General features: G+C 71.2%; 20 protein-coding genes and 1 pseudogene. 11 read left to right on the top strand and 10 right to left on the bottom strand.

The genetic code is table 11. The annotated features are described in order from the left end of the window. Positions 1-2 precede the first annotated feature (2 nt). Together ACZ5XS_RS39750 and ACZ5XS_RS39745 are read right to left on the bottom strand one after the other, a co-directional pair. A complete protein-coding gene (locus tag ACZ5XS_RS39750; protein WP_468659840.1) occupies positions 3-539 on the bottom strand; it encodes an NUDIX domain-containing protein in 537 nt (178 codons plus the stop codon). A gap of 68 nt (positions 540-607) precedes the next feature. Beyond that, positions 608-1417, bottom strand: a complete 810-nt coding sequence (locus ACZ5XS_RS39745) for a M15 family metallopeptidase (RefSeq protein WP_468659838.1) — start codon at positions 1415-1417, stop codon at positions 608-610. 172 nt (positions 1418-1589) lie between these two features. On the opposite strand from ACZ5XS_RS39745, the gene ACZ5XS_RS39740 reads away from it, so the two are divergent. The 5 genes from ACZ5XS_RS39740 (at position 1590) to glpK (ending at position 7686) form a co-directional block, all read left to right on the top strand. Next, positions 1590-2015: a Zn-ribbon domain-containing OB-fold protein gene (locus tag ACZ5XS_RS39740; protein WP_468659854.1), complete on the top strand. Its 426-nt coding sequence runs from the start codon at positions 1590-1592 to the stop codon at positions 2013-2015. Continuing rightward, on the top strand, positions 2012-3202 hold the full coding sequence (locus tag ACZ5XS_RS39735; protein WP_468659836.1) for a lipid-transfer protein: 1191 nt from the start codon (positions 2012-2014) through the stop codon (positions 3200-3202). The genes ACZ5XS_RS39740 and ACZ5XS_RS39735 overlap by 4 nt, the downstream gene beginning before the upstream one ends. 147 nt (positions 3203-3349) lie before the next feature. Continuing rightward, positions 3350-4975 (top strand): EAL domain-containing protein, encoded by a 1626-nt coding sequence (locus ACZ5XS_RS39730; protein ID WP_468659834.1) that lies wholly within the window; start codon positions 3350-3352, stop codon positions 4973-4975. Between the two features lie 358 nt (positions 4976-5333). After that, positions 5334-6083, top strand: a complete 750-nt coding sequence (locus ACZ5XS_RS39725; protein WP_468659832.1) for an MIP/aquaporin family protein — start codon at positions 5334-5336, stop codon at positions 6081-6083. An 85-nt stretch (positions 6084-6168) separates the two neighbouring features. Then, positions 6169-7686, top strand: coding sequence for a glycerol kinase GlpK (glpK, locus tag ACZ5XS_RS39720; protein WP_468659830.1), 1518 nt, complete (start codon positions 6169-6171; stop codon positions 7684-7686). Between the two features lie 113 nt (positions 7687-7799). On the opposite strand, the gene ACZ5XS_RS39715 is transcribed toward glpK, so the two are convergent. The 6 genes and pseudogenes from ACZ5XS_RS39715 to ACZ5XS_RS39690 form a co-directional block, all read right to left on the bottom strand. Further along, positions 7800-8405, bottom strand: coding sequence for a GTP-binding protein (locus ACZ5XS_RS39715; protein ID WP_468659828.1), 606 nt, complete (start codon positions 8403-8405; stop codon positions 7800-7802). After that, positions 8386-8585: pseudogene (locus ACZ5XS_RS39710) on the bottom strand (hypothetical protein); the annotation flags it as partial. The gene ACZ5XS_RS39715 and the pseudogene ACZ5XS_RS39710, both read right to left, overlap by 20 nt. Positions 8586-8924: 339 nt before the next feature. Beyond that, positions 8925-10127, bottom strand: a complete 1203-nt coding sequence (locus ACZ5XS_RS39705) for an IS110 family RNA-guided transposase (RefSeq protein WP_468659826.1) — start codon at positions 10125-10127, stop codon at positions 8925-8927. 462 nt (positions 10128-10589) lie between these two features. Further along, complete coding sequence (locus ACZ5XS_RS39700) at positions 10590-10985, bottom strand: DUF742 domain-containing protein (RefSeq protein ID WP_468659824.1); 396 nt, start codon at positions 10983-10985, stop codon at positions 10590-10592. Between the two features lie 9 nt (positions 10986-10994). Continuing rightward, a complete protein-coding gene (locus ACZ5XS_RS39695; RefSeq protein ID WP_468659822.1) occupies positions 10995-11429 on the bottom strand; it encodes a roadblock/LC7 domain-containing protein in 435 nt (144 codons plus the stop codon). Beyond that, the gene (locus ACZ5XS_RS39690; protein WP_468659820.1) at positions 11426-14449 is read right to left on the bottom strand and encodes a sensor histidine kinase; all 3024 of its coding nucleotides are present in this window, start codon (positions 14447-14449) and stop codon (positions 11426-11428) included. Before ACZ5XS_RS39690 ends, ACZ5XS_RS39695 begins: the two co-directional genes overlap by 4 nt. Before the next feature lie 416 nt (positions 14450-14865). Here ACZ5XS_RS39690 and ACZ5XS_RS39685 point away from each other — a divergent pair, with 416 nt between their 5' ends. Next, the gene (locus ACZ5XS_RS39685; protein ID WP_468659852.1) at positions 14866-15447 is read left to right on the top strand and encodes a hypothetical protein; all 582 of its coding nucleotides are present in this window, start codon (positions 14866-14868) and stop codon (positions 15445-15447) included. A gap of 61 nt (positions 15448-15508) precedes the next feature. On the opposite strand, the gene ACZ5XS_RS39680 is transcribed toward ACZ5XS_RS39685, so the two are convergent. Further along, positions 15509-16693, bottom strand: coding sequence for an NAD(P)/FAD-dependent oxidoreductase (locus tag ACZ5XS_RS39680; RefSeq protein ID WP_468659818.1), 1185 nt, complete (start codon positions 16691-16693; stop codon positions 15509-15511). After that, positions 16690-17013 (bottom strand): bifunctional 3-phenylpropionate/cinnamic acid dioxygenase ferredoxin subunit, encoded by a 324-nt coding sequence (locus ACZ5XS_RS39675; protein ID WP_468659817.1) that lies wholly within the window; start codon positions 17011-17013, stop codon positions 16690-16692. The genes ACZ5XS_RS39680 and ACZ5XS_RS39675 overlap by 4 nt, the downstream gene beginning before the upstream one ends. A gap of 478 nt (positions 17014-17491) precedes the next feature. Between ACZ5XS_RS39675 and ACZ5XS_RS39670 the strand changes: the two genes are divergently transcribed. The 5 genes from ACZ5XS_RS39670 to solA all read left to right on the top strand — a co-directional run bounded on the left by ACZ5XS_RS39670 (position 17492) and on the right by solA (position 24087). Next, positions 17492-18319 (top strand): IclR family transcriptional regulator, encoded by an 828-nt coding sequence (locus ACZ5XS_RS39670; RefSeq protein ID WP_468659815.1) that lies wholly within the window; start codon positions 17492-17494, stop codon positions 18317-18319. A 283-nt stretch (positions 18320-18602) separates the two neighbouring features. Continuing rightward, a complete protein-coding gene (locus tag ACZ5XS_RS39665) occupies positions 18603-19688 on the top strand; it encodes an S-(hydroxymethyl)mycothiol dehydrogenase (RefSeq protein ID WP_468659813.1) in 1086 nt (361 codons plus the stop codon). Between the two features lie 29 nt (positions 19689-19717). Then, complete coding sequence (locus tag ACZ5XS_RS39660; RefSeq protein WP_468659811.1) at positions 19718-20347, top strand: MBL fold metallo-hydrolase; 630 nt, start codon at positions 19718-19720, stop codon at positions 20345-20347. 67 nt (positions 20348-20414) lie between these two features. Then, positions 20415-22871 carry a GcvT family protein gene (locus ACZ5XS_RS39655; RefSeq protein ID WP_468659809.1) on the top strand — a complete coding sequence of 819 codons (2457 nt, stop codon included), beginning with the start codon at positions 20415-20417 and terminating at the stop codon, positions 22869-22871. Positions 22872-22932: 61 nt separating this feature from the next. After that, positions 22933-24087 carry an N-methyl-L-tryptophan oxidase gene (gene solA, locus ACZ5XS_RS39650; protein ID WP_468659807.1) on the top strand — a complete coding sequence of 385 codons (1155 nt, stop codon included), beginning with the start codon at positions 22933-22935 and terminating at the stop codon, positions 24085-24087. Positions 24088-24095: the final 8 nt, after the last annotated feature.

Genomic DNA, 24095 nt, shown 5'->3' with positions numbered 1-24095 from the left:
GGTCAGAGGTACCGGCCCTCGAACCAGGCCCGGACGGCCAGCGTGTGCAGGGGGAAGGCGAGCTCCTCCGGCCGCCGCAGGAGGTGCCAGCCTTCTGTCTCGTCCGTGGCCTCGGAGGGCGCGAGGCTGTCGGCCGGGCGGTCCGGCAGAGCACCGAACAGCAGGAGGTGCCCGTCGGGCGAGCTCAGCGCGTCGACGAGTCGTACGTCGCGGCTCGCCGCGTCGATGCCGGTCTCCTCCTTGAGTTCACGGACGAGGGCGTGCCGCCAGTCCTCGCGGTCGTCGATGTAGCCGCCGGGCAACGCGATGCCTCCGCGCGCGGGGGCGACGGTCCGGGTGATGACCACCAGAGCGGAGCCCTGGGTGTCGTACACGGGCTGGAGGGCCACCGCGACGGGGAGCGGGTTGCGGTAGGCGACGGTCTTGCAGGCCGGACAGGTGCGGGGCCAGCCGGAGACGCCCGCTCCGTAGGGAGCTCCACAGGCGGAACAGTGGGAGCCGGGCGGGGAGTTGGGGATGGAGTGCTGAGTTTCGGACACGCGGCGGACTGTATCCGATCATCGGAAGGGCGTCTTCCGGAGGTGGCCTCATTGCGGTCGGTCCGGGTTCAACGGCTGTTGGTCAGCGACTTCGCGGACACCGGGAAGTCGAAGTAGGTGTCCGGATAGGGCTCGGGCTTGTAGGTGTAGTGCCACCACTCCTCGGCGAGGTTCACGAAGCCGAGGCTCTCCAGGGTGCTCTTGAGGAGCAGCCGGTTGGTCCGCTGTTCGCCCTGGATGCGCGGGTCGAGGGTGTGCGAGAGGGTGTCGAAGCAGTCGAAGCCGGTGCCCATGTCGACGGAGTTGTCCGGGAAACGCTCGCTCTTGGGGGCGTAACAGGGCGCCAGGGGCTCCCCCGGGACGTACGGCCTGGTCGGCTTCGCGGGGAGCTTCACGATCGTGAGGTCCATGGTCGAGCCGCGGCTGTGACCGGATTTCTCGGCGATGTAACCGTCCTCGAACAGCCGGGTCTTGTCGACGTCCGGGTAGAACTCGCTCTTCATGGCCTGGTCGTCGAGGTCCTTCGCCCAGCGCACGAAGTGGTCCACGGCGTGCTGCGGCCGGTAGCAGTCGTACACCTTGAGGGTGTAGCCCTGGCGCAGGAGGTTCACCTGTGCCCGGTGGAGTGCCTCGGCGGCGGGGCGGGTGAGGATGCACAGCGGTTGGCGGTAGCCGTCGATGCGCTCGCCGACGAAGTTGTGCGGGGTGAAGTAACGCATCTCCTGGAGGATCGTCGGGTCCACGGTTCGCAGGGCCACGAAGGTGTCCGGCGCCTTCGGGTCGGTGCTCGCCCGGGCTGTGGCGGACGCGGTGGCCACGGCCAGCAGGGCGGTGCACAGGGTGACCAGCCCGCGCAGTGTGCTCGTCAGTCGTGTCATGTCTCCTGCGTCTATCAGGAGTGTGTTCCGTGGGGGAAGCGATCGGATGCAGTCCGCCTCGAAGGGAGCACTGCGACGGCGCCCCTGCCCATGCGGCGCCGCCCGTGGCACACTTCTGACGTTCCGTCAGATTCGGTGTCGGGGAGGGACCTTGTCGCGCACTCATACGCCGGTGGTCGAGGGGTGGTTCGCCGGCGACGGGGACGACTTCAGGCTGCTCGGCACGCGTTGCCGCGCATGTGCCTCGGTGTTCTTCCCCCGCGAGGACGACCACTGCCGCAATCCCGGGTGTCCCGGCGGCGACCTGGAGGCGGTTCCGCTCTCCCGGCGCGGACGCATCTGGTCGTACACGGACAGCCAGTACCGACCTCCGTCACCCTATGTGACCGATCCGGAACTTCCGTGGGAGCCGTGCACGTTGATCGCTGTGGAGCTGGAGGCAGAGCGGATGGTGGTGCTGGGACAGGCGGTCCCCGGGATCACCGTCGGTGATCTGGCGGTGGGTATGGAGGTGGAGGTCGTGCCCGGGGTGCTCCATGAGGACGCGGAGACCATCTGGACGACCTGGAAGTGGCGGCCGACGGGGGTGACGGAGTGACAGGTGAGGTGGCGGTGCTCGGCGCGGGCATGCACCCGTGGGGCAAATGGGGGCGCGGCTTCGTCGGGTACGGAGTGGTGGCGGCCCGCGCGGCGCTTGCCGACGCCGGGCTGGAGTGGCGGGACGTCGGCTCGATCGTCGGCGCGGACACCGTGCGCGGGGGCTACCCGGGATATGTGGCGGGGGCGACGTTCGCGAAGGCGCTGGGCTGGCAGGGGGCGCGGGTCACGAGCGTGTACGCGGCGTGCGCGTCCGGGGCGCAGGCCGTCGACGTCGCGCGCGGGCAGATACTGTCCGGTCTCGCGGACGTGGTGCTCGTGGTCGGCGCCGATGCCGCACCGAAGGGGTTCTTCCGGCCGGCGGGCGGAGACCGGCCCGATGATCCGGACTGGCTGCGCTTCCGGGTCCTCGGAGCGACCAACCCCACCTACTTCGGGCTGTACGCGCGCCGACGGATGGCCGTGCACGGCGACACCACGCAGGACTTCGCGCAGGTCAAGGTGAAGAACTCCGCCCTGGGCGCACTCAATCCGCATGCCCGCTACCGCAAGCGGGTCACCGCCGAGGAGGTCGCCGTCTCCGCCGTGGTCGCCGATCCGCTGCGGCTGCTCGACATCTGCGCGACCTCCGACGGCGGCGCAGCCGTGGTGCTGTCCAGCATGGATTTCGCGCGCCGTCACGGGGCGGCCGATCCGGTGCGGATCCGGGCCGTGTCCACGGTGACGCCGCGCTACCCCCAGACCGTGCTGGACCTGCCGGATATCGCGACGGACTCCGCGCCGGCCGCAGGACCCGACGCCGAGACCTTCCGGTCGTCCCTCGCCCGGGCGGCCTACGAGGAGGCCGGCATCGGGCCCGAGGACGTCTCCCTCGCCGAGGTGTACGACCTTTCCACCGCGCTGGAGTTGCAGTGGTACGAGGATCTGGGGCTGTGTGGAGAGGGTGAGGGGGCGAAGCTGCTGCGGGAGGGGACGACGGCCCTGGGCGGGCGTATACCGGTCAACACGAGCGGTGGGCTGGCCTCCTTCGGAGAGGCCGTGCCGGCGCAGGCGATCGCCCAGGTCTGCGAGGTGACCTGGCAGTTGAGGGGGGTGGCGGGTGACCGGCAGGTCGCGGGCGCACGGGTGGGGATCACGGCGAACCAGGGCTTGTTCGGGCACGGTTCGGCGGTGATCGCGGTGCGGTGAGCGGCGAGCGGCCGGAGTCCGGGCGGCCGTCAGCGGGCCACGGTGGGTGCAAGGGCTTTCCCGTACGCTGCGTGACCGGCCGGGAATGCTGTGTGAACGTCTCATGAACTGGGCCTGGGCGTGCGCCGGCGGCGCCATCATGCTCCCGTGCACTCCTGGACGGATACTCTCCGCTTCGCCTTCCAGCCGGTGGTCAATCTGACGACAGGCGGGGTCGCGGGGCTGGAGATACTCGCCCGCCCGGAGTCCGGGGACGTTCTGGCCGAGGCCCGTCGTGACCCCGAACTCGACGGCCGGCTCGCGGTGTTGGCGATGCGTTCGGCGGTTCGCAGGGAGACACTGCTGCCGCTGCACGTCAACGTGTTCGCCGGCACGCTCGCCGACCTCGGCGGACTCACGCCGCTGCACGACGCCGTGCGCCAGGCGGGGCGGCTGCCGTGGGAGGTGACGATCGACGTCGGCCCGCCGTACATCCACGTACCGCAGCGAGCGCTGCTGGAGGCGGTGGCCGGGCTGCGCCGGCAGGGGTTCCGGATCAGCGCGGACGGCGTCGGTGACGGGGACGTACCCCTGCGGCTGCTCACCGACATGGGGCCCGACCTGGTGAAACTCGACGCGTCACTGCTGGCGCGGCCGGCGGCGGTGCGGGCGATGCGGACCCTGTGCGACGAGGTGGGTGCGTTGCTGTGCGTCGAGGGGGTGGAGACCGAACTGCAGTGCGCCGGGGCGCTGGCGGCCGGTGCGCAGCTCGCGCAGGGCGAGTTGTTCGCGCCGCCGTCCAGGCTGCCCGTCGCGGAGGTCTACGTCCCGCCCCGCTCCCCCGAGGTCGTCGGGGCGCCGCGTTCGGGGCCGACGGTTCGGGAGTTCGTACGGCCCGCCGCACTGCTGCCCGTCACCGCGTCCGCGAGCCGGGTGCGGGCGCTGCTGACGGGGTCGCCGGACGTGTCCGGGGTGCTGCTCGTGGACCAGGACGGGGTGCCGGTGCGGTCGGTGCACAGGTCCCGCTTCCTGCTGTCCATGTCGGGGCGCTACGGTCATGCCCTGTACGCCGACCGGCCCGCCGCCAAGCTCGGCGACCCGCCCAGGACGGTGGGCGTGGACGCCACCGCGTGGGAGGTCCTGGACGTGCTGGCGGTCGGCGACCGGGACCGTACGTCGGACGACGTGGCGGTCGTCGACCGGTACGGCCGGTGCGTGGGCGTCGTACGGCTCGCGGACCTGGTCCGGGCGCTGGCCGAGAGCCGGGTCGAGGAGGCGGCCGGGCTCAATCCGCTGACCCGGCTGCCCGGTTCGGACGCGATCACCGGCGAGGTGGACCGGCGGATCGCGGACGGGCGGACGGTCGCGCTGAGTTGGCTGGACGTGGACCACTTCAAGCAGGTCAACGACGGGGCCGGCTTCGCGGCCGGCGACGAGCTGATCCGGTCCGTGGGCCGGGCGCTGCTGCACGCCGTGTCCGGCAGTGCCCGGGTGGGCCACATCGGCGGCGACGACTTCCTGGTGCTCGCCGATCCGGACGGGCTGGAACCGCTGGCCGCCTCCGTGCTGGACGTCCCCTGGTCGGCGGGCGGGCGTGCCGTCACGCTGTCCCTGGCCACGGTGCTGTGCGTGCCGGGCAGTGTGACGGACCACCGGGAAGCGGCGGCCTGTCTGGCACCGCTGAAACGGGCCGCGAAGTCGCTGGACGGGGCGAGTTGGGTGGTGGGGCGCGCCGGGATGCCGGGGCACGAGATCCGTCGGGGGGCGGGTGTGACGGCTGTGCGAGCGGTGTAGGTGAGGGGGAGCGGGGACGGTCGGCGGCGCGTGGGAGGCGGCCGGCAGTCGGTGGCCGCATGCCCCCTCAACCGTTGTCGTCGGCGACCTTGACGCTCTCTGGGCTCCGGTGAACACTTCCGGTGTCAGTCGACATCGCCGTACATTCTCGGCGTATTCAGGCACTGCGCTGCGCGGGCCCATCCGAGCCGAGGCCCGAACCCCGTGGGCGATTCGGCTGCGACGGCACGCTCGTCGCGGACGCCGGGCGGGGCGCGGGACTCTCCCTGCCCTCGGCAGTTCGCCAAGGGAACCGCATCCTGCACGGAGGGCCGGGGCCGCTCGTCACGGGCCCACGGCCCAGGGCCTAGGAGCCGCCATGAGCAACGGAGACATTTTCGTCGGCGAGACCATCGGTACCGCGATCCTGATCCTGTTCGGTGCCGGCGTCTGCGCCGCCGTCACCCTGAGATATTCCAAGGCGAGAGCCTCGGGATGGATCGTGATCGCCTTCGGCTGGGGATTCGGTGTGCTGGCGGGCGCGTACACCGCCGCTCCCCTGTCCGGCGGGCACCTCAACCCGGCCGTCACGCTCGGCATCGCCGTGGACACCGGCGAGTGGGGCAAGGTCTGGGTCTATCTGCTGGGCCAGATGGCGGGCGCCATGCTCGGCGCCGTCCTGTGCTATCTCACGTACTTCGCCCAGTTCCAGGCCAACGTCCGGGAGACGGGGACCACCGAGGGCACGGCGGAGGAACCGCTGCCGACGCTCGGCATCTTCTCCACCATCCCGGAGATCCGGAACCCGGTCGCCAACCTGGTCACGGAGATCATCGCGACGGTCGCGCTCGTCCTGCCGATCCTCGCGTTCGGGCTGACCACGGGGCTCGGTGAGTCCGGGACCCTCGTGCTGATCGTCTCGCTGCTGGTCGTCGGCATCGGTCTGTCCCTCGGCGGGCCCACCGGCTATGCCATCAACCCGGCGCGCGACCTCGGCCCGCGCCTCGTGCACACCTTCCTGCCGATCCCGAACAAGGGCGGCTCCGACTGGGGTTACGCCTGGATCCCGGTCGTCGGCCCGCTGATCGGCGGAGCGCTCGCGGGCCTCATCTACAACGCAGCCTTCTGAGCGGTTTCCGGATGGAGCAGCTTCCGAACCAGCAACCACCGAACAGCTTCGAGCAGCATCCTGAATCCCAGCCCAAGGGGTAGCCATGACGGACAACGCCGCGAAGTACGTCGCCGCAATCGACCAGGGCACCACCTCCAGCCGCTGCATCGTCTTCGACCACGACGGCGCGATCGTCGCCGTCGACCAGCGTGAGCACCGCCAGATCTTCCCCAAGCCGGGCTGGGTGGAGCACGACGCCACCGAGATCTGGTCCAAGGTGCAGGCGGTGGTCGCCGGGGCGATCGCCAAGGCCGGTCTGCGCGCCGACCAGCTCAGTGCGCTGGGAATCACCAACCAGCGCGAGACGACGGTCCTGTGGGACCGCGCCACCGGCAAGCCGGTGCACAACGCGATCGTGTGGCAGGACACGCGTACGGCCGCGCTGTGCAGCCAACTGGGCGGCCCGGACGGGCAGGACCGTTTCCGCGAGCAGACGGGGCTGCCGCTGGCCAGCTACTTCTCCGGGCCCAAGGCGGCCTGGCTGCTCGACAACGTGCCCGGCCTCAGGACACGTGCCGAGCGCGGTGAGATCGCCTTCGGCACGATCGACTCCTGGCTGATCTGGAACCTCACCGGCGGCACGGACGGCGGACAGCACGTCACCGACGTGACCAACGCCGGGCGGACCATGCTGATGAACCTGGAGACCCTTCAGTGGGACGCCTCCATCCTGTCCGCGATGAACGTGCCCGAGGCCGTCCTGCCCGAGATCAGGTCGTCCGCCGAGGTGTACGGCACGGCCGTCGGCCAGCTCGCGGGCGTGCCGGTCGCCTCGGCGCTCGGCGACCAGCAGGCGGCGGTGTTCGGTCAGGCCTGCTACGACGTGGGCACGGCGAAGAACACGTACGGCACGGGCAGCTTCCTGCTGCTCAACACGGGCAACCGGCCGGTGCCCTCGAAGAACGGCCTGCTGACGACGATGGGGTACAAGATCGGCAGTGAGGCGCCGGTGTACTGCCTGGAGGGGTCGATCGCCATCACGGGTGCGCTGGTTCAGTGGTTCCGGGACCAGCTCGGCATCATCCGTACCGCCGACGAGATCGAGCCGCTGGCGGCGAGCGTCGAGGACAACGGCGGCGCGTACATCGTGCCCGCCTTCTCCGGCCTGTACGCGCCGTACTGGCGGTCCGACGCCCGCGGTGTCGTCACCGGGCTCACCCGGTACGTCACCAAGGCGCACCTGGCCCGCGCGGTGCTGGAGGCGACGAGCTGGCAGACGCGGGAGGTCGTGGACGCCATGTTCCAGGACTCCGGGGTGCAGATCACCACCCTGAAGGTGGACGGTGGCATGACGAAGAACAACCTGCTCATGCAGCACCAGGCGGACGTGCTCGGCGTGCCGGTGATCCGGCCCATGGTGTCCGAGACGACCTGTCTGGGCGCCGCGTACGCGGCCGGCCTCGCCACCGGTGTGTGGAACGACCTGGACGAGCTCAAGACGCACTGGCGGAAGGACGTCGAGTGGACGCCCGCCATGGAGGCGTCGGCCCGCGACCGTGAATACCACAACTGGCGCAAGGCCGTTGAGAAGAGCTTCGGCTGGCTGGAGGACGAGAACTGACGGCACCCGCGCGTGGACGACGACGAGGCACACACGCGCGTGCGTCGCCCCCATACGCGGCCCACGGACAGCGGCTCGTACCCCGGTCGGCGGGGGTACGGGCCGCGCCCGTGTCACGTCGTGACGGCCTGGCGGCGCTCCGCCGCGTACGCCATCGCGTGCTGGACCACTCCGATGAGGATCTGCTTGACGGACTCCCGGTCGCGGGCGTCGCACAGCAGGAGCGGTACGCCGTCGTCGAGGTCGAGGGCCTGGCGTACGTCCTGGGCCGGATAGCGGGCCGCTCCCTCGAAGCAGTTGACGCCGACGACGAAGGGTATGGAGCGCCGCTCGAAGTAGTCGACGGCGGCGAAGCAGTCCTCCAGGCGGCGGGTGTCGGCGAGCACGACGGCTCCCAGGGCGCCTTCGGACAGCTCGTCCCACATGAACCAGAACCGCTCCTGGCCGGGCGTGCCGAAGAGGTACAGCACCAGGTCCTCGCGCAGCGTGATGCGGCCGAAGTCCATGGCCACGGTGGTGGTGTTCTTGCCCTCCACGCCGCTCGTGTCGTCGACCGGGCGTCCTGCCTCGGTGAGCAGTTCCTCGGTGCGCAGCGGCCTGATCTCGCTGACCGCACCGACGAGGGTGGTCTTGCCCACGCCGAATCCGCCGGCCACCAGGATCTTGAACGTGACGGGCTCGACCGGGGGCTTGCCGCGCTCAGAACGCCCGAAGATCATCGATCTCTACTCCTGCTTGATGGGGGTCGGGCGGCAGAGGGCCGTAGCCTCCGCCGCCGGGGGTTGCGATGACGAGCGCATCGCCGGGCCGACGTCCGCCGCGTCGCCTCCGGCGAGGCCGCCGCCGGCCGAACCGGCCGCGCGTTCCACGCCGTTGGCGCCCACCGCACCGGGTCGGCCGAGGGCGCTGGTGGCGACGGTCGTCCCCATGCGAACGGCCTCGACAGGCTCCCGGGCGGTGAAGGTGCCGCCTCGGTCGACCCGGAACTGCCAGCCTCTCGTCACGTCTGTCTCTCCGATGGCACTGCTCGGCACCGTGTCCGCAGGCCGGTGGGGGAACTGCTGCGGATGGTCGTCGACGATCGGTCAGATCATAACGGGAGTGCGGTTTCCGTGCCCCGCCCTGTGCGGTGCCCGCCCTGTATCCGGTGGCCGGTCCGCATCCGGTGGCCGAGCGCCTCGGGCAGGGCTGGTCGTGCCTTCACCTCGAGACGCGGGGGGGTGCCTCTATGTCTTTCGTCAAGCGAGGCGTGGGGTTCGGGGCTCGTAGAAGGCGCCGTCGCGGAGCATCGCGAACAGCACGTTGATCCGCTGGCGGGCCAGGCGGAGGAGGGCTTGGGTGTGGGTCTTTCCGCGGGCTCGGCATTTGTCGTAGTAGGTGCGGGAGGCGGGGTCATGCAGGGCGGCGAACGCGGACAGGAACATCGCCCGTTTGAGTTGCCGGTTTCCGCCTCTGGGTGCGTGTTCGCCGTGGATGGAGGTGCCCGAGGACTTCGTCGTAGGGGCGAGGCCGGCGTAGGAGGCCAGGTGGGCGGCGGTGGGGAAGCTGGTGCCGTCGCCGACGGTGACCAGCAAGGTGGCGGCGGTCCTGACCGCGACTCCCGGAATCGAGGTCAGGACCGGGGAAAGAGGGTGAGCCTCCAGCAGCTGCCCGATCTGCGCTTCCAGAGCTCGTCGTTGCTCGTGGACGGCGGCGAGCGAGCGGGCCAGCGACGGGATCACGACGTCGAGGGTGCCGGTCCCGGGGACGACCACGGTCTGTTCGTCGAGCGCGTCGAAGACCTCGTCGATCAGCCGCTGGGCCATGCGCGGGGCCCTGGGCCGGGTCACCTCGACGAGCCGGCGGCGGCCGGCTTTCCGCAGTGCGGCCGGGGATCCGTAGCGTTCCAGCAGCCAGGTCACGGCGGGGTGGTCCAGGCGGGGGCCGAGGACGCGTTCCAGGCTGGGGTGGAACTGGGTGAGCAGGCCGCGTATCCGGTTGGAGGTGCGGGTGGCCTCGGCCGCGAGGTCCTGGTCGAAGCCGACCAGCACGGTCAGTTCGGCGGTGATCTCGTCGGTCAGTTCCAGCGAGCGCAGTGTGTGCGGCATCGTCCGGGCGGCGTCGGCGATCACGGCGGCGTCCTTGGCGTCGGTCTTCGCCTCACCCGGGTAGAGATCGGCGATCCGCCGCATCGAGAGTCCGGGCAGGTAGGCGATCTTGCAGCCGGCGTCGCGGGCGACTGTCAGGGGCAGGGCGCCGATCGAGGCGGGCTGGTCCACGATCACCAGGACGGTGCCGAACTTCGCAGCGAGCTTGTCGATGACGGCCCGCAGCTTCGGCTCGCTGTTGGGCAGCTGCTTGTCGAAGACCTTCTTGCCGGCCGGGGTGAGTCCGTGGCCGTGGTGAGCGGTCTTGCCGACGTCCAGGCCGAGGAACACGCCCACGTCTTCGGTGTCGAACATCGCGCCCTTTCGGAAGAGTTGTACGTGCTGGCCTTGGCAGCGGTGTCGTACTCGCGCATCCACGTTATGCAGACCTGCCGCCCGCGAGCTGTCCGGCATTGCGCCGGACCGGGCGGTGGCCGGGCCTCTCATCAGCGTCTCGGACGGCACCTCCCGGGCCCGGTGACACCACCCCCCAGGTCATACGTTCGACAGGGGGGACCAGTCATGCCGGGCCCGGAGGCCAGCGGCCCTCTTGCAGGACCGCGAAGAAGATAACGGGGGGTCACGTGGCGCGGTGGCTGGGCGGAGGGTGACCCGACGGAACGGGCGCCGAACGCGACCGGGGCATCAGAGCGGTCCTGCGCACCACCGGCCGGCTCCGGTCCGCACCCGCCGGCCGTGCGACTCCCTTCCCCGACGCCGTCCGTGAGCGCCTCGCGGCGCTGACGGAACCGGCTTCCTCGTGGGCGGGGCGGTCGGTCACAGCGCCCTGAGGCCGTTGATCACATCCCGCAGAATGCCTTCGTCCGGCAGTTCGGCAGGGGGCACGGGCCGGTTGACGTGAACGAACTCCCCGGTCACGAGGTCTCCCACGAGGACCCGCACCACGCCGATGGGCAGGTTGAGTTCGGCGGCGAGTTCGGCGACCGACTGAGGGGTGTCACGGCACAGGTCGACGATGTCCACGTGTTCGGGGGACAGCGTGTGATCGCCTTCGGGGTCGTCCGCCTGGGGTTCCGTGACGACCACCGCGATGAGGTCGAGGCGGTGCTGCCCCGTACTGGTGGTGCGGCCGCGCGTCATGGCGTACGGACGGACGACCGGTCCGGCCTCGTCGTCGAACCAGTGACTTCTTCCCTGACCGTCTGAGCTCATGTCATCCCACTACCCGCTCTGAGGCAGATCGGTGCGCGGAGCGGCACCCAGATGCACGCCGACCCGCTTCACCAGGAGCGTCATCTCGTACGCCACCAGGCCCACGTCCGAATCCGCGTCCGAGAGGACGGCCAGGCAGCTGCCGTCGCCGGCCGCCGTGACGAACAGGAAGGCGTCGTCGAGCTCGACGACCGTCTGCCGGACGCTGCCCGCCTCGAAGTGGCGGCCCACGCCCTTGGCGAGGCTGTGGAAGCCGGAGGCGACGGCGGCCAGGTGCTCGCTGTCCTCCCGGGTCAGGTCTTGGGACACGCCGGTCGGCAGGCCGTCTCCGGAGAGCACGAGGGCCTTGCGGATGCTCGCGACGCGGTCCACCAGGTCGTCGAGGAGCCAGTTGAGCTCGCCGTTGTTGCCCGCGGTGTGGCCGGTCGCCTTCGGTGCGGTCATCGACCGTCCCCCTTTGTTCCTTGTGGTGCTGTGCCGCTGTGGGCGTCGTCGCCCGCGGCGTTCTCCTCGCGGCCGCGCTGCCAGCCACGCTGGAGCGAGGCCATACGGCTGCGTACCTCGTCGGCGTCCCGCTCCTCCGGCTCCGCCCTGACGTCGGTGCGCCGCCCGGCGCTCTGCTTCAGCTGCGGGGCGAGGCTGGCCTGGCGTACTCGGCGGGGCAGCGGAGCGGTGCTGGAGCCGGAATCCGGGCTGGAGCCGGAGTCCGTGCCAGGGCCGGATCCGGTTCCCCGTGCCGCGGTGCCGGGGCGCCCGGCGGACGTGCTCGGACCGCTCGACGTGATCTCGGCGCGCCGGGTGCGCCTGGGGAGGCCGGAGGGCTCGGGACGCTCGGCGGACGGAGAGTCGGTGTGGTGTCCGCCGGTTTCGCGGCCGAAGTCGGTCGGTGCTCCGGTGCGGTGGTCGTCGCGTTCACGGCCCGCGCCGGTCGCGGACCCCGTGCGGCGGTCGTCGAAGCCGGGGCCCGCGCCCGTCGGGGAAGCGGTGTGCTGGTCGTCGAGGCGGTCCGTCGTGCCGGGGTTCCGGCGCAGTGCGCTCGCGCCGCGGTGGCGGGTGGGCAGGGGGGCCGGGCCCAGGGGGACGGCCGGCTGGGGGCGCGAACGGCTCGGGCCGGCCGGCTGTTCCCCGTCCGCCTCTTCGCGCCGGCCGCGCTGGTCGGTGACCGGGCGTCCGTGGGAGCTGACCAGCTTGGGTGCGCGGCGGGCGGGCAGCGGGACCGGGGCGTTGTGATCGTCGTCGGCCCGGCCGGCGTCGCGCGGCTCGGCGGACGCGTGCTGCTGCTCGCCGGGCCGGGAGGCCGGCTCGTCGTCCGTACCGGTGAGGGAGCGGCGCGGGCGGAACAGTCCGCCGCGTTCGCTGTCCTCGTCGTCCAGGACACCCGGGAAGCCGGCGAGGTCGTCGAGGTCGACCGGCGCCTCCAGTTCGACCGGGCCGTCCAGGAGTGCGGCCGGCAGGCCGGGCAGCTGCGCCGGCGCCTGGGAGAGGGGGGTGCGGCGGGCCTCCGCCAGCTCGGCCTCCTTGGAGGGCCGGGGCCGGTCGAGGCGGAAGCCGAGGCCGTTGGTGTCCGGGACGTCGTCCGTCAGCAGGGTGTCGGGGATGAAGACGACGGCCGTGGTGCCGCCGTACGGGGACGGCTGCAGGGAGACCCGGACGTGCTGCCGCTGGGCGAGCCGGCTGATCACGAACAGGCCCAGCCGGTCGGTGTCGGAAAGCTCGAACTCCGGTGTCTCGGCGAGCCGGAGGTTGGCGTCCAGGAGGGCGTCGGCGGCCATGCCGAGGCCGCGGTCGTGGATCTCCAGGGTGAAGCCGTTGGCGACGCGCTCGCCGAGCACCTGGACGGCGGTGTGCGGCGGGGAGAACACCGTGGCGTTCTCGAGGAGTTCGGCGACCAGGTGCGTGAGGTCCGCGACCGCCGGGCCGGTGACGGCGACGCGGGGCAGCCGGCGGACCTCGATGCGCTCGTAGTCCTCGACCTCGGCGACGGCGGCGCGTACGACGTCCATCAGCTGGACGGGTTTGCGCCACTGCCGGGAGGGCGCGGCGCCGGAGAGGATCACCAGGCCCTCGGCGTGGCGGCGCATCCGGGTGGTCAGGTGGTCGAGGCGGAAGAGGTCGGCGAGTTCGTCGGTGTCCTCGGTCCGCCGCTCCATGGCGTCGAGCAGGGTGAGCTGCTTGTGCAGGAGGACCTGGCTGCGGCGGGCGAGGTTCACGAAGACCTCGGAGACACCGGCCCGGAGTTCGGCCTGTTTGACGGCGGCCTCGACGGCGGCGCGCTGCAGCGTGTTGAGGGCCTGGCCGACCTCGCCGATCTCGTTCTTGTCGTATTCCAGGCGCGGGACCTCGGTCTCCACGTCGACGTGTTCGCCCGTGGACAGGCGGCGCATCACGCTGGGCAGTCGTACGCCGGACGCCTCGTGGGCCTCCAGGCGCAGTTGCCGCAGGTCGCGGATGAGGCTGCGGCCGACCCGCACGGACAGGAGAAGGGAGAAGAGCAGGGCGACGAGGCCGAGGACGCCGGCGACGGCCGCCTTGACGATGACACCCATGGCGTCGGGGCGGACGCGGTCCTGGTAGCGGTCGCCGGCCTGGTCGTTGAGCGTGGCGAGCTCGTCGAGGGCGCTGCCCGCGGCGGCGTCCCAGCTCTTGGCGCTCACCGCGCCGGGGGTGGTGCCGGGTCCTGCGGAGATGACGGCCTGTTCCGCCGACCGCAAAGGGGCGGTCGTGGCGTTCTTCCAGAAGCGTTCGTAGCGTTCGCGCTCCGCCGCGGGCAGGACCGGCAGGCTGATGTCGTACAGCAGCGTGCGCTGGGCGGAGAGGTCGGAGACCTCGCGGACCTCGTCGCGGGTGAGCTTCCCGACCACCAGGGCGGATCCCAGCAAGGCGTCCTCGCGGGACAGCAGTTCGCGGGCCCGGGTGATGTTCACCAGGGCCCTGGCCTGCTTGTCCAGCTCCACGCTGTCGACTCCGTCGACGGAGGCGAGCAGTGCGTAGCAGGGGTCGACGAGACGGTTGTACTGGTCGAGGGCATAGGACCGGTCGACCGTGCCCTCCTCGACGCTGCGGCGCAGGGAGTCGATGCCGTCGAACGCGTCGAGGACGGCGGTGAGGTGTTCGTCGTCGTCCGGGTCGAGTCCGTCGCGGACGTCGGGGTCCTTCGCGTTCTGGCGGATCTTGACGATGGCCTCGTCGGTGGCACTGCGCGTGCTGCGCAGCGCGGACAGCGCGTCCGAGGCCCGGGGGTCGGCGAGGTAGACGAGGGTCTGCCGGCGTTCCTGCTGGAGGACCCGGACGGTGTCCTCGGTGGGGTAGCCGAGCTTCTCGACGATGGACGACACCTGGAAGAGCTGGGCGACTTCCCGGCCCGTCAGTACCGTGGCGAAGCCCCAGATCGCGATCAGGGACACCAGCGGCACGAGGAGCAGCGCCACGATCTTCCGGCGGATCGACTTCCCGCGAAAGCGCATGGCCTCCCCCAGCTCGACCCCCACCGGCAGGGGTACAGATGTGCGTCAACAAACGGCGCGAGCCTACTACTGACGCACGGGTAACTCGAAGACCCGTCCGGAAGCTGAACTTCCGCGCCGTGGGCGAGACATGGTGAGAAGTCCGCTCATGACAGGAGATTGCCTCCTGTCTTTCCCAGGCAGCTGCCGGTGCGGACGCGATCGGCCCTCCCGGCCAGTTGGCCGGAATTTTGCTTTCGTTGGGAATCTTGGAGGGGATTCGTTCGTCTTCTCCATGGGAGTCGGGACGGAATCGGCCACAGGAGCCGCGACCCGCACCCGGGCGGCGTAAATCAGCGCAAGCCGGGCAGCCACTGGAGAGCCGGGTGTTCGGATCCGGGGCGAGCGGTCTGCAGGCGGTGGGGAGTGACACGGTGATGGGCACGGCGGAGCGACAAGAGACGCTGCCGGACAGCAGGGTGGCGCACGTGGTGGCGCAACGCGCCACCGAGGCGCCGGATCACGACATTCCGACGGACAAGGGCGGGGCGGTGGCGTACCCGAGCGCGGCCGAGCCGGCCGAGCCCGTCGAGCGCGCCGAGGGCCGCGCGGCACAGGAACAGTCCTCCTACCGGCCGTTGTGGATCGAGGAGCCTGCGCAGCGGCGCCGGTTGCCCGATCCCGTGCGGACCTCGGCGGTGCGGGCGGTGCTGATCATCGCCGTGACGCTGATCCAGGCCATGGTGGCCTTCCTGTGCACCGTGGCCGGTTCCTGGCTGGCGTTCCCGATGGTGCTCAGCAGCGTCGCCAGCACGGTGGTGGCCACCTGGGGCGCCCTGGACGTCTGGGTGACCCGTCAGGTGTGGAACCAGCGCCACGGCGTGGTGTCGACGCCCAGCAGCAGTGCGCGTGCCCTGCGACGCGAGCGGCGCAAGGCACGGCGACAGGCACGGGGCGCCGAGCGGGCCCAGGAGCGGATACGCAGGCAGGACGGCGCGGGGCGGCTGTCGCACTCCTGACGATCTGGAAGGCCGGTCCGGCAGTCCGGCGAACGGCCCCGGCCTCCGAGCCCGGTGGCGTTCAGAGTGCGGCCGGCTGGGGCCTGCTCCCTCCGCGTGCGAGTTCCCGTCGCGCCCGCATGAAGGGGCGCGGCCGGTTCACGGAGAGCACCGCGGTCGTACGGCCGTCCCGCTCGTACAGGGCGAGGAAGCCGCCCTCCCCGGGTGCGCCGTCGGTGAGTTCGCCCTCGGCGATGCGGACACCGTCCCCGTCCTGCCGGCGGCCGGCGAACTGGATGCGCGCGCCGTACTGGTCCGACCAGAAGTACGGCAGCGAGCCGGCGGTCTCCCGCGTGCGTCCGGCGAGCAGGTTGGCCACGGCTACCCGGGGTTGTTCCGTCGCGGACGTCCAGTGTTCGGCGCGGGTGCCGCCGACGCGGGCGACATCGCCGACGGCGACCACCTGCGGCAGGGCCGTCGCACAGCCGTCGTCGCACAGCACGCCGTCGTGCAGGGCGAGCGTCGAGCCCGCCAGCCAGGCGGTGTTGGGAGTGGCGCCGATGCCGACGATCACCGTGTCGGCGGGCAGGACACGGCCGTCGGACAGTTCGACGCCGGTGACGGCGCCCGTGCCGCGCAGTGCGGCCACCCCGATGCCCGCGACCAGGACAGCGCCGCCCCGCCGGTGCAGTGCGGCGCACACGGCGGCCATCTCGGGACCGAGTTGGGGCACGAGCGGGAGCGGAGCGGCCTCCACGACGGTGACGCTGTGGCCGAGCGCGGCGCAGGAGGACGCGGTCTCGGCTCCGATGAAGCCTCCTCCGATGACGACGACCTGACGTGGGCCGCCGCCGAGTTCGTCCCGCAGGGCGCGCGCGTCGTCGAGGGTGCGCAGGGTGTGGACCCCGGTGAGGCCGGAGCCGGGAAGGCGGCGGGCCGAGGCGCCGGTGGCGATGACGACGCCGTCGGTGGACACCGTACGGCCGTCGTCGAGCAGTACGGTCCGGCCGCGGGCGTCGAGGCCGCGGGCCCGGGTGCCGAGCAGCCACTCGGCGTCGAGCTCGGTGCTCTCCTCGGCGTCGGTGAGAGCGAGCTGGTCCTCGCCCACGCGGCCGGTGAGGAAGTCCTTGGAGAGGGGAGGCCGGTCGTACGGGCGGTGGGGTTCGTCGCCGACGATCACCAGGCGTCCGTCGAAGCCCTGGGAGCGTAGTTCCCGGGCCGCGTACAGACCGGCCAGGGAGGCGCCGACGACGGTCACGGTCCTCATGCGGCGGTGCCCTCCTCCGCGGCGAGGTGGACATGGATCATGCCGTCGTCGACGCTGACCCGGTGGGTGCGGACCGGCCGCCGGGCCGGGAGGCAGGTCGGTTGTCCGGTACGGAGATCGAATGAAGCCGCGTGCAGCGGGCATTCGACCAGACAGCCCTCCAGCCAGCCCTCGGAGAGGGAGGCGTCCTGATGGGTGCAGGTGTCGTCGATGGCGTACAGCTCGCCGCCCTCGGTGCGGAACACGGCGATGGGCGGTGTCGTCGCGACGCGGACGGACTCGCCTTCGGGGAGGTTCTCGAAGCGGCAGACGGGAATCACGGGCCCCCCTCTCGGTCCGGGACGCTCGGTCCGGACCTGTCTGGTCCAGGTTGATCAGGGAGTGCGGACCGCCATTGGTCCGGCAGCAGAGAGTGCGAAAACGAGAACTGCGCAAGCGAGGAGATCTGCTCAAGTGAGGAGTTCTGCTCGAGCGGGTGGTTCACTCAACGCCGGATCTTCGGCGAACTATGTCGGGGCGTCGCGGATCCTTGTCGGATCTCGTGGGACCCGGTCGGACCTCCTCGGACCCGTCGGAGCTCGCCGGGCCCTCGTCGGATCTTCTTCGGTCCGCGTCGGGTCCGCGCTGATCGGTACCGTTCGGCACCCTCCCGGGCGCCGGACCCTTGGGTAACATGATGTTTCGCATGACGCACGGAAGAGCGTCATGCGCAACAGAATCCGGGCGGGACGACCGTCGCGTCAAGGGTTTCCCGCAGATGCGGCCCGAATAGGGCCCACAGGTGGTGAGAGTTGAGCCATGACCCGCACGCAGAAGCAGTCCGACCGTAGCGAGGAGAAGGCCGCGAACCCGGAGAAGAACGGCAGAGGAGCGGCCAGCGCCGTCCAGTCGGTGGACCGCGCCGTGAGCGTGCTGGAGATCCTGGCCCGGCTCGGTGAGGCGGGGGTCACCGAGCTCGCAGACGAGCTGGACGTGCACAAGTCCACCGCGTTCCGGTTGCTCGGCGTCCTGGAGAACCGCGGCCTGGTGGCCCAGGCCAAGGACCGCGGCAAGTACTACCTGGGTGCCGGCGTCCTCCGGCTGGCGGGGGCGGCGGCGGTACGGCTGGACATCTCGCAGGAGGGCGTCCCGGTCTGCCGGGAACTCGCCGACGAGCTGGGCGAGACGGTGAACATCGCGGTCCTGGACGACGACGCGGCGGTCAACATCATGCAGGCCCGCGGCACCGCGTCCGTGACCGCGCAGAACTGGCTGGGCAGACGCACCCCGCTGCACGCCACCTCCAGCGGCAAGGTGCTGCTCGCGCACATGCCGCCCACCCTGCGCGAGGGCCTGCTCGCGCGCTCCCTGCCGCGCTTCACCGAGCGGACGATCACCGGCGCCTCCGTGCTGCGGTCCGAACTGGAGGCCGTGGTGGAACAGGGCTACGCCCTCACCATCGAGGAACTGGAGCTGGGCCTGGCCGCCGTGGCCGCCCCGGTCCGCTCGCACGACGGCAAGGTCATCGCCGCCCTCAGCGTCTCGGGACCGGTGTACCGCCTGAACAGCGACCGGCTGCCGGAGCTGGCCAAACGCACGGTGGCGGCCGGGTCCGAGCTGTCGCGCCGTATGGGATACGGCTTCTGACGGACCCCTGAACAGACGGACAGGACCAGACCCGCAAGGACCAGACCCGCAACATCAGACCAGCGAGACGGATACGCACGACCAGGTGGCGCACGGCGCGAACCGCGGCGCGGGACCGGGAATCCCCCAGGTCCCGCGCCGCCGTGTGTCCGGCACGTTTCGCCCCTCACGTTCCTTTTGCCAAGGGTTAACTCGCACCTCTTGACGGCCCCCCGAGGCGTTCTCAGTATGTTCCTCATAGCGCAACCCATCGTGCATTGCGCAACAGCAGAGGAGCTTGGTCGTGCCACACGAGGTCCGTGCCGTAGTCGCTGTGAAGAAGGGCGCACCCGTCGAGGTGCAGACGATCGTCGTCCCCGACCCGGGCCCCGGAGAGGTACTTGTCGCCGTGCAGGCCTGCGGGGTCTGCCACACGGACCTGCACTACCGGGAGGGCGCGATCAACGACGACTTCCCGTTCCTGCTCGGCCATGAGGCGGCCGGCACGATCGAGGCGGTCGGAGAGGGCGTCACCGACCTCACACCCGGCGACTACGTGGTCCTCGCGTGGCGCGCGCCCTGCGGCTCCTGCCGTTCCTGTCGCCGCGGCCGCCCCTGGTACTGCTTCGACTCCCGCAACGCCGTCCAGCCGATGACCCTGCTGGACGGCACCCCGCTCAGCAACGCCCTGGGCATCGGCGCCTTCGCCGAGAAGACCCTGGTCGCGGCGGGCCAGGCGGTGAAGATCGACCCGGCCGCCCGCCCCGAGGCCGCGGGCCTGATCGGCTGCGGCGTGATGGCCGGTTACGGCGCCGCGGTCAACACCGGCAAGGTCGGCCGCGGCGACTCGGTGGCCGTCATCGGCTGCGGCGGCGTCGGCAACGCGGCCATCGCGGGCGCCTGCCTCAACGGCGCCATGAAGGTCATCGCCGTCGACATCGACGACAAGAAGCTCGACCAGGCGGAGAAGTTCGGCGCCACGCACACCGTCAACTCCCGCGGCACTGACCCGGTCGAGGCGGTCCGCGCGCTCACCGACGGCCACGGCGTGGACATCGCGATCGACGCGGTGGGCCGTCCGGAGACCTTCAAGCAGGCCTTCTACATGCGCGACCACGCGGGCCTGCTGGTCCAGGTGGGCGTGCCCTCCCCCGAGATGAAGGTCGAGCTCCCGCTGATCGACGTCTTCTCGCGCGGCGGCGCCATCAAGTCGTCCTGGTACGGCGACTGCCTGCCGAGCCGCGACTTCCCCTTCCTGATCGACCAGTACCTGTACGGGCTGCTGGACCTCAACGCCTTCGTCAGCGAGACCATCGCGCTCGACCAGGTCGAGGAGGCCTTCGCCAAGATGCACCGCGGCGAGGTACTGCGCTCGGTGGTGGTCCTGTGAGCGACGAGGGCCACCCGGCTGGTGGTCCGATGAGCGACAGGGGCCACGCGGTACGCGTCGACCGGGTCGTCACCAAGGGCACCTTCAGCCTGGACGGCGAGACCTTCGACGTCGACAACAACGTCTGGCTCGTCGGCGACGACGAGGAAGTGCTGATCGTGGACGCCGCCCATGACGCCCACGCCATCCACGAGGCGGTCGCGGGCCGTCATGTCACCGCCATCGCCTGCACCCACGCCCACGACGACCACGTCGACGCGGCGGCGGAACTCTCCCTCCTCACCGGGGCGCCGGTCCTGCTCCACGCCGGCGACCACGAGCTCTGGTCCCGCATCCACCCCCGCCGCAAACCGGACGGCGAGCTGACCGACGGCCGGATCCTCACCGTCGCCGGCATCGAGGTCCACGTCATCCACAGCCCCGGGCACACCTGGGGCAGTTGCTCGCTGTACGTCCCGTTCCTCGACGCCGTGTTCACCGGCGACACCCTCTTCCACGGCGGCCCCGGCGCCACCGGCCGCTCCTACTCGGACCGCCCCACCATCGAGGCGTCCCTCCGCAACCGGCTGCTCACCCTGCCCGGCGACACAATCGTCCACACCGGGCACGGCCAGGACACGACGATCGCCGCCGAGCGGCCCAACGTGCCCGCCCTCTGAGCACGTCCCCTCAAGCGCCTTCGCTCCGCCTCAAGCGCGTTCACCTCCGTCCCCGGCAAGGAGGGGCATGTCCAGCACGCCCGAAAACCACCCTCACTTCCCCCGCGTGGTCATCGTCGGCGCCGGCATCGTCGGCTGCTCCCTCGCCGACGAACTCACCTCCCGCGGCTGGAGCGACGTCACCGTCCTGGAACAGGGCCCGCTGCCCGCCCCCGGCGGCTCCACCTCGCACGCCCCCGGCCTCGTCTTCCAGACCAGCCCGTCGAAGACGCTCGCCGAGTTCGCCAAGTACACCGTCGAGAAGTTCGTCTCCCTCGAAGTGGACGGTCTCCCCTGCTTCAACCAGGTCGGCGGCCTGGAGCTGGCCACCACCCCGGAGCGCCTGGCCGAACTGCACCGCAGGGCCGGTTACGCCGCCGCCTGGGGAATCCGCGGCGAGGTCGTCAGTGCTGCCCGCTGCAAGGAACTCTGGCCGCTCCTCGACGAGTCCGTGGTGCTCGGCGGCTTCCACACCCCCGACGACGGCCTCGCCCGCGCCCTGCTCGCGTCCCGCGCCCAGATCGCACGGGCCACCGGGAGGGGCGCCCGCTTCCTGGAACGCCACACGGTCACCGGGATCGAGCAGGAGGGCGGCAGGGTCACCGCCGTCGTCACCGACCAGGGCACGTTCCCCGCCGACCACGTCGTCTCCGCGGCCGGTTTCTGGGGCCCGGTCATCGGCCGCATGGCGGGCATCGACGTCCCCCTGCAGCCGCTCGCCCACCAGTACGCGAAGACCAAGCCGCTCCCCGAACTCCGGGACCACCAGGCGGAGGCCTCCAGGCCGATCCTCCGCTTCCAGGACCGCGACCTGTACTTCCGCGAGCACACCGACCGCTTGGGCATCGGCTCCTACGCCCACCGGCCCATGCTGGTCGACCCGTTCGCCGTCCTGCCGTACGACGAGGCCCGCGCCCGGAACCTGGACATGCCCTCCTCGCTCCCCTTCACGGAGGAGGACTGGGCGCCCAGCTGGGACGACTGCCGCCGCCTGGTCCCGGCCCTGCGGGACGCCGAGATCGAGGCCGGCTTCAACGGTGTCTTCTCCTTCACCCCGGACGGCATGCCCGTCCTCGGCGAGTCACGGCAACTGCGCGGGTTCTGGCTGGCCGAGGCCGTGTGGGTCACCCACTCCGCCGGTGTGGCGAAGGCCGTCGCCGAGTGGATGGTCGACGGGCGGCCCGCCCTCGACCTGCACGAGTGCGACCTCACGCGTTTCGAGGAAGCGCAGCGTTCACCGTCGTACATCCGTGAACGCGGTTCACAGCAGTTCGTCGAGGTGTACGACGTCCTCCACCCGCTCCAGCCGATGGAGCAGCCGCGTCCTCTGCGCGTCAGCCCCTTCTACGCCCGGCAGCAACAGCTGGGCGCGTACTTCCTGGAGGGCGGCGGCTGGGAGCGTCCGCACTGGTACGAGGCGAACGCCCCCCTGGTCGACTCGCTCGGCCCGCTCCCCGAGCGCGACGCCTGGTCGGCCCGCCACTGGTCCCCCCTCGCCGCCGCCGAGGCCAAGGTCACCCGCGAGAAGGTCGCCCTTTACGACATGACCCCCCTGCGGCGTCTCGAAGTGACCGGCCCCGGGGCCCTGGACTTCCTGCACCGCATGACCACCAACAACCTCCGCAAGAAGCCCGGCGCGGTCACCTACACGCTCCTCCTGGACGAGACCGGCGGCGTCCGCTCCGACCTCACCGTCGCCCGCCTCGCCCCCGACCGCTTCCAGGTCGGTGCCAACTCCCCCGCCGACCTCGACTGGCTCACCCGGTATGCCCCGGACGACGTCCACATCAAGGACATCACCTCCGGCACCTGCTGCATCGGCGTCTGGGGGCCCCTCGCCCGGGACCTCGTCCAGCCGCTGACCCGCGACGACTTCTCGCACGAGGCCTTCGGCTACTTCCGCGCGAAGGAGACCTACCTCGGGCATGTCCCGGTGACGGCGATGCGTCTGAGTTACGTCGGCGAGCTCGGCTGGGAGCTGTACACCACCGCCGACCTGGGCCTGCGTCTGTGGGACACGCTGTGGGAGGCCGGCCAGGAGCTCGGCGTGGTCGCCGCCGGCCGCTCCGCCTTCAACTCCCTGCGTCTGGAGAAGGGTTACCGGGCCTGGGGCACCGACATGACCGACGAGCACTCCCCCTATGAGGCGGGCGTCGGCTTCGCGGTCCGCACGGACAAGGAGTTCGTGGGGCGCGCGGCACTCACCGACGCGCCCCTGACCCGCAAACTCACGCCCCTCCTTCTCGACGACCCCGCCGCCGTGGTCCTCGGCAAGGAACCGGTCTACGTCGACGGCACCCCCGCCGGCTACGTGACAAGTGCCTCGTACGGCTACACGCTCGGCCGCTGCGTCGCGTACGCCTGGCTGCCGGCCGGGCTCACCACCGGCACCGGCGTCCACATCGAGTACTTCGGCGAGAAGGTCCCGGCGACGGTCGCCGAAGAGCCCCTCTTCGACCCGAAGATGACCCGCATCCGCCGATGACGACCGGTGATCACCGCTGACCATCGCTGTCGATGACTGACGCACCCCCAGGAGGCATGGAGTGTCCCCCACTTACGACGTGATCGTCATCGGTCTCGGCGGTATGGGCAGCGCCGCCGCCCACCACCTCTCCGCGCGCGGTGCCCGTGTGCTGGGCCTGGAGAAGTTCGGCCCGGTGCACAACCGCGGCTCCAGCCACGGCGGTTCGCGGATCACCCGCCAGTCGTACTTCGAGGACCCGGCGTACGTCCCGCTGTTGCTGCGCGCCTACGAACTTTACGAAGACCTGGAGCGGGCCACCGGGCGCGAGATCGCGATCCTCCCCGGTGGCGTGATGATCGGCCACCCCGACTCCCGGACCGTCTCCGGTTCGCTGCTCTCGGCCCAGCAGTGGGACCTGCCGCACGAGATGCTGGACGCCAAGGAGATCCGCCGCCGCTTCCCGACGCTCTCGCCCAAGGACGAGGAGGTGGCGCTGTTCGAGAAGAAGGCCGGTCTTCTGCGGCCCGAGAACACCGTCGCCGCGCACCTCCAGCTCGCCACCCGGCAGGGCGCCGACCTGCACTTCGAAGAGCCGATGACCCGCTGGGAGCCGTACAGGGACGGTGTCCGCGTCCACACGGCGGAGAACACCTACACCGCCTCCCAGCTGGTGATCTGCCCGGGCGCGTGGGCGCCGCAACTGCTCACGGACATCGGGGTGCCGTTCACCATCGAGCGGCAGGTCATGTACTGGTTCCAGCCGGCCGGCGGTGTCCAGCGGTTCGTCCCCGAGAACCACCCCATCTACATCTGGGAGGACGCCGCCGGCGTCCAGGTCTACGGCTTCCCGTCCATCGACGGCCCCGGCCTCGGCGCCAAAGTCGCCTTCTTCCGCAAGGGCGAGGTCACCACACCGGAGACCATCGACCGGACGGTCCACGAGGACGAGATCAAGGCGATGGCCGACCACATGGCCGGCTGCATCCCGGACCTGCCCGGCACCTTCCTCAAGGCCGCGACCTGCATGTACTCCAACACCCCCGACGAGCACTTCGTCATCGCCCGGCACCCCGCGCACCCGGAGTCGGTCACCGTGGCCTGCGGGTTCTCCGGGCACGGCTTCAAGTTCGTGCCCGTCGTCGGCGAGATCCTCGCGGACCTGGCCCTCACCGGCACCACCGAGCACCCCATCGGCCTGTTCGACCCCTCCCGCCTCGCCGCCGCGCCCGCCTGAGGAGCCCG

Source organism: Streptomyces sp. NPDC033131 (genome assembly GCF_055578365.1).
The sequence above is the reverse complement of the archived record's forward strand: the minus strand, read 5'-3'. Positions and strand labels throughout refer to the sequence as shown.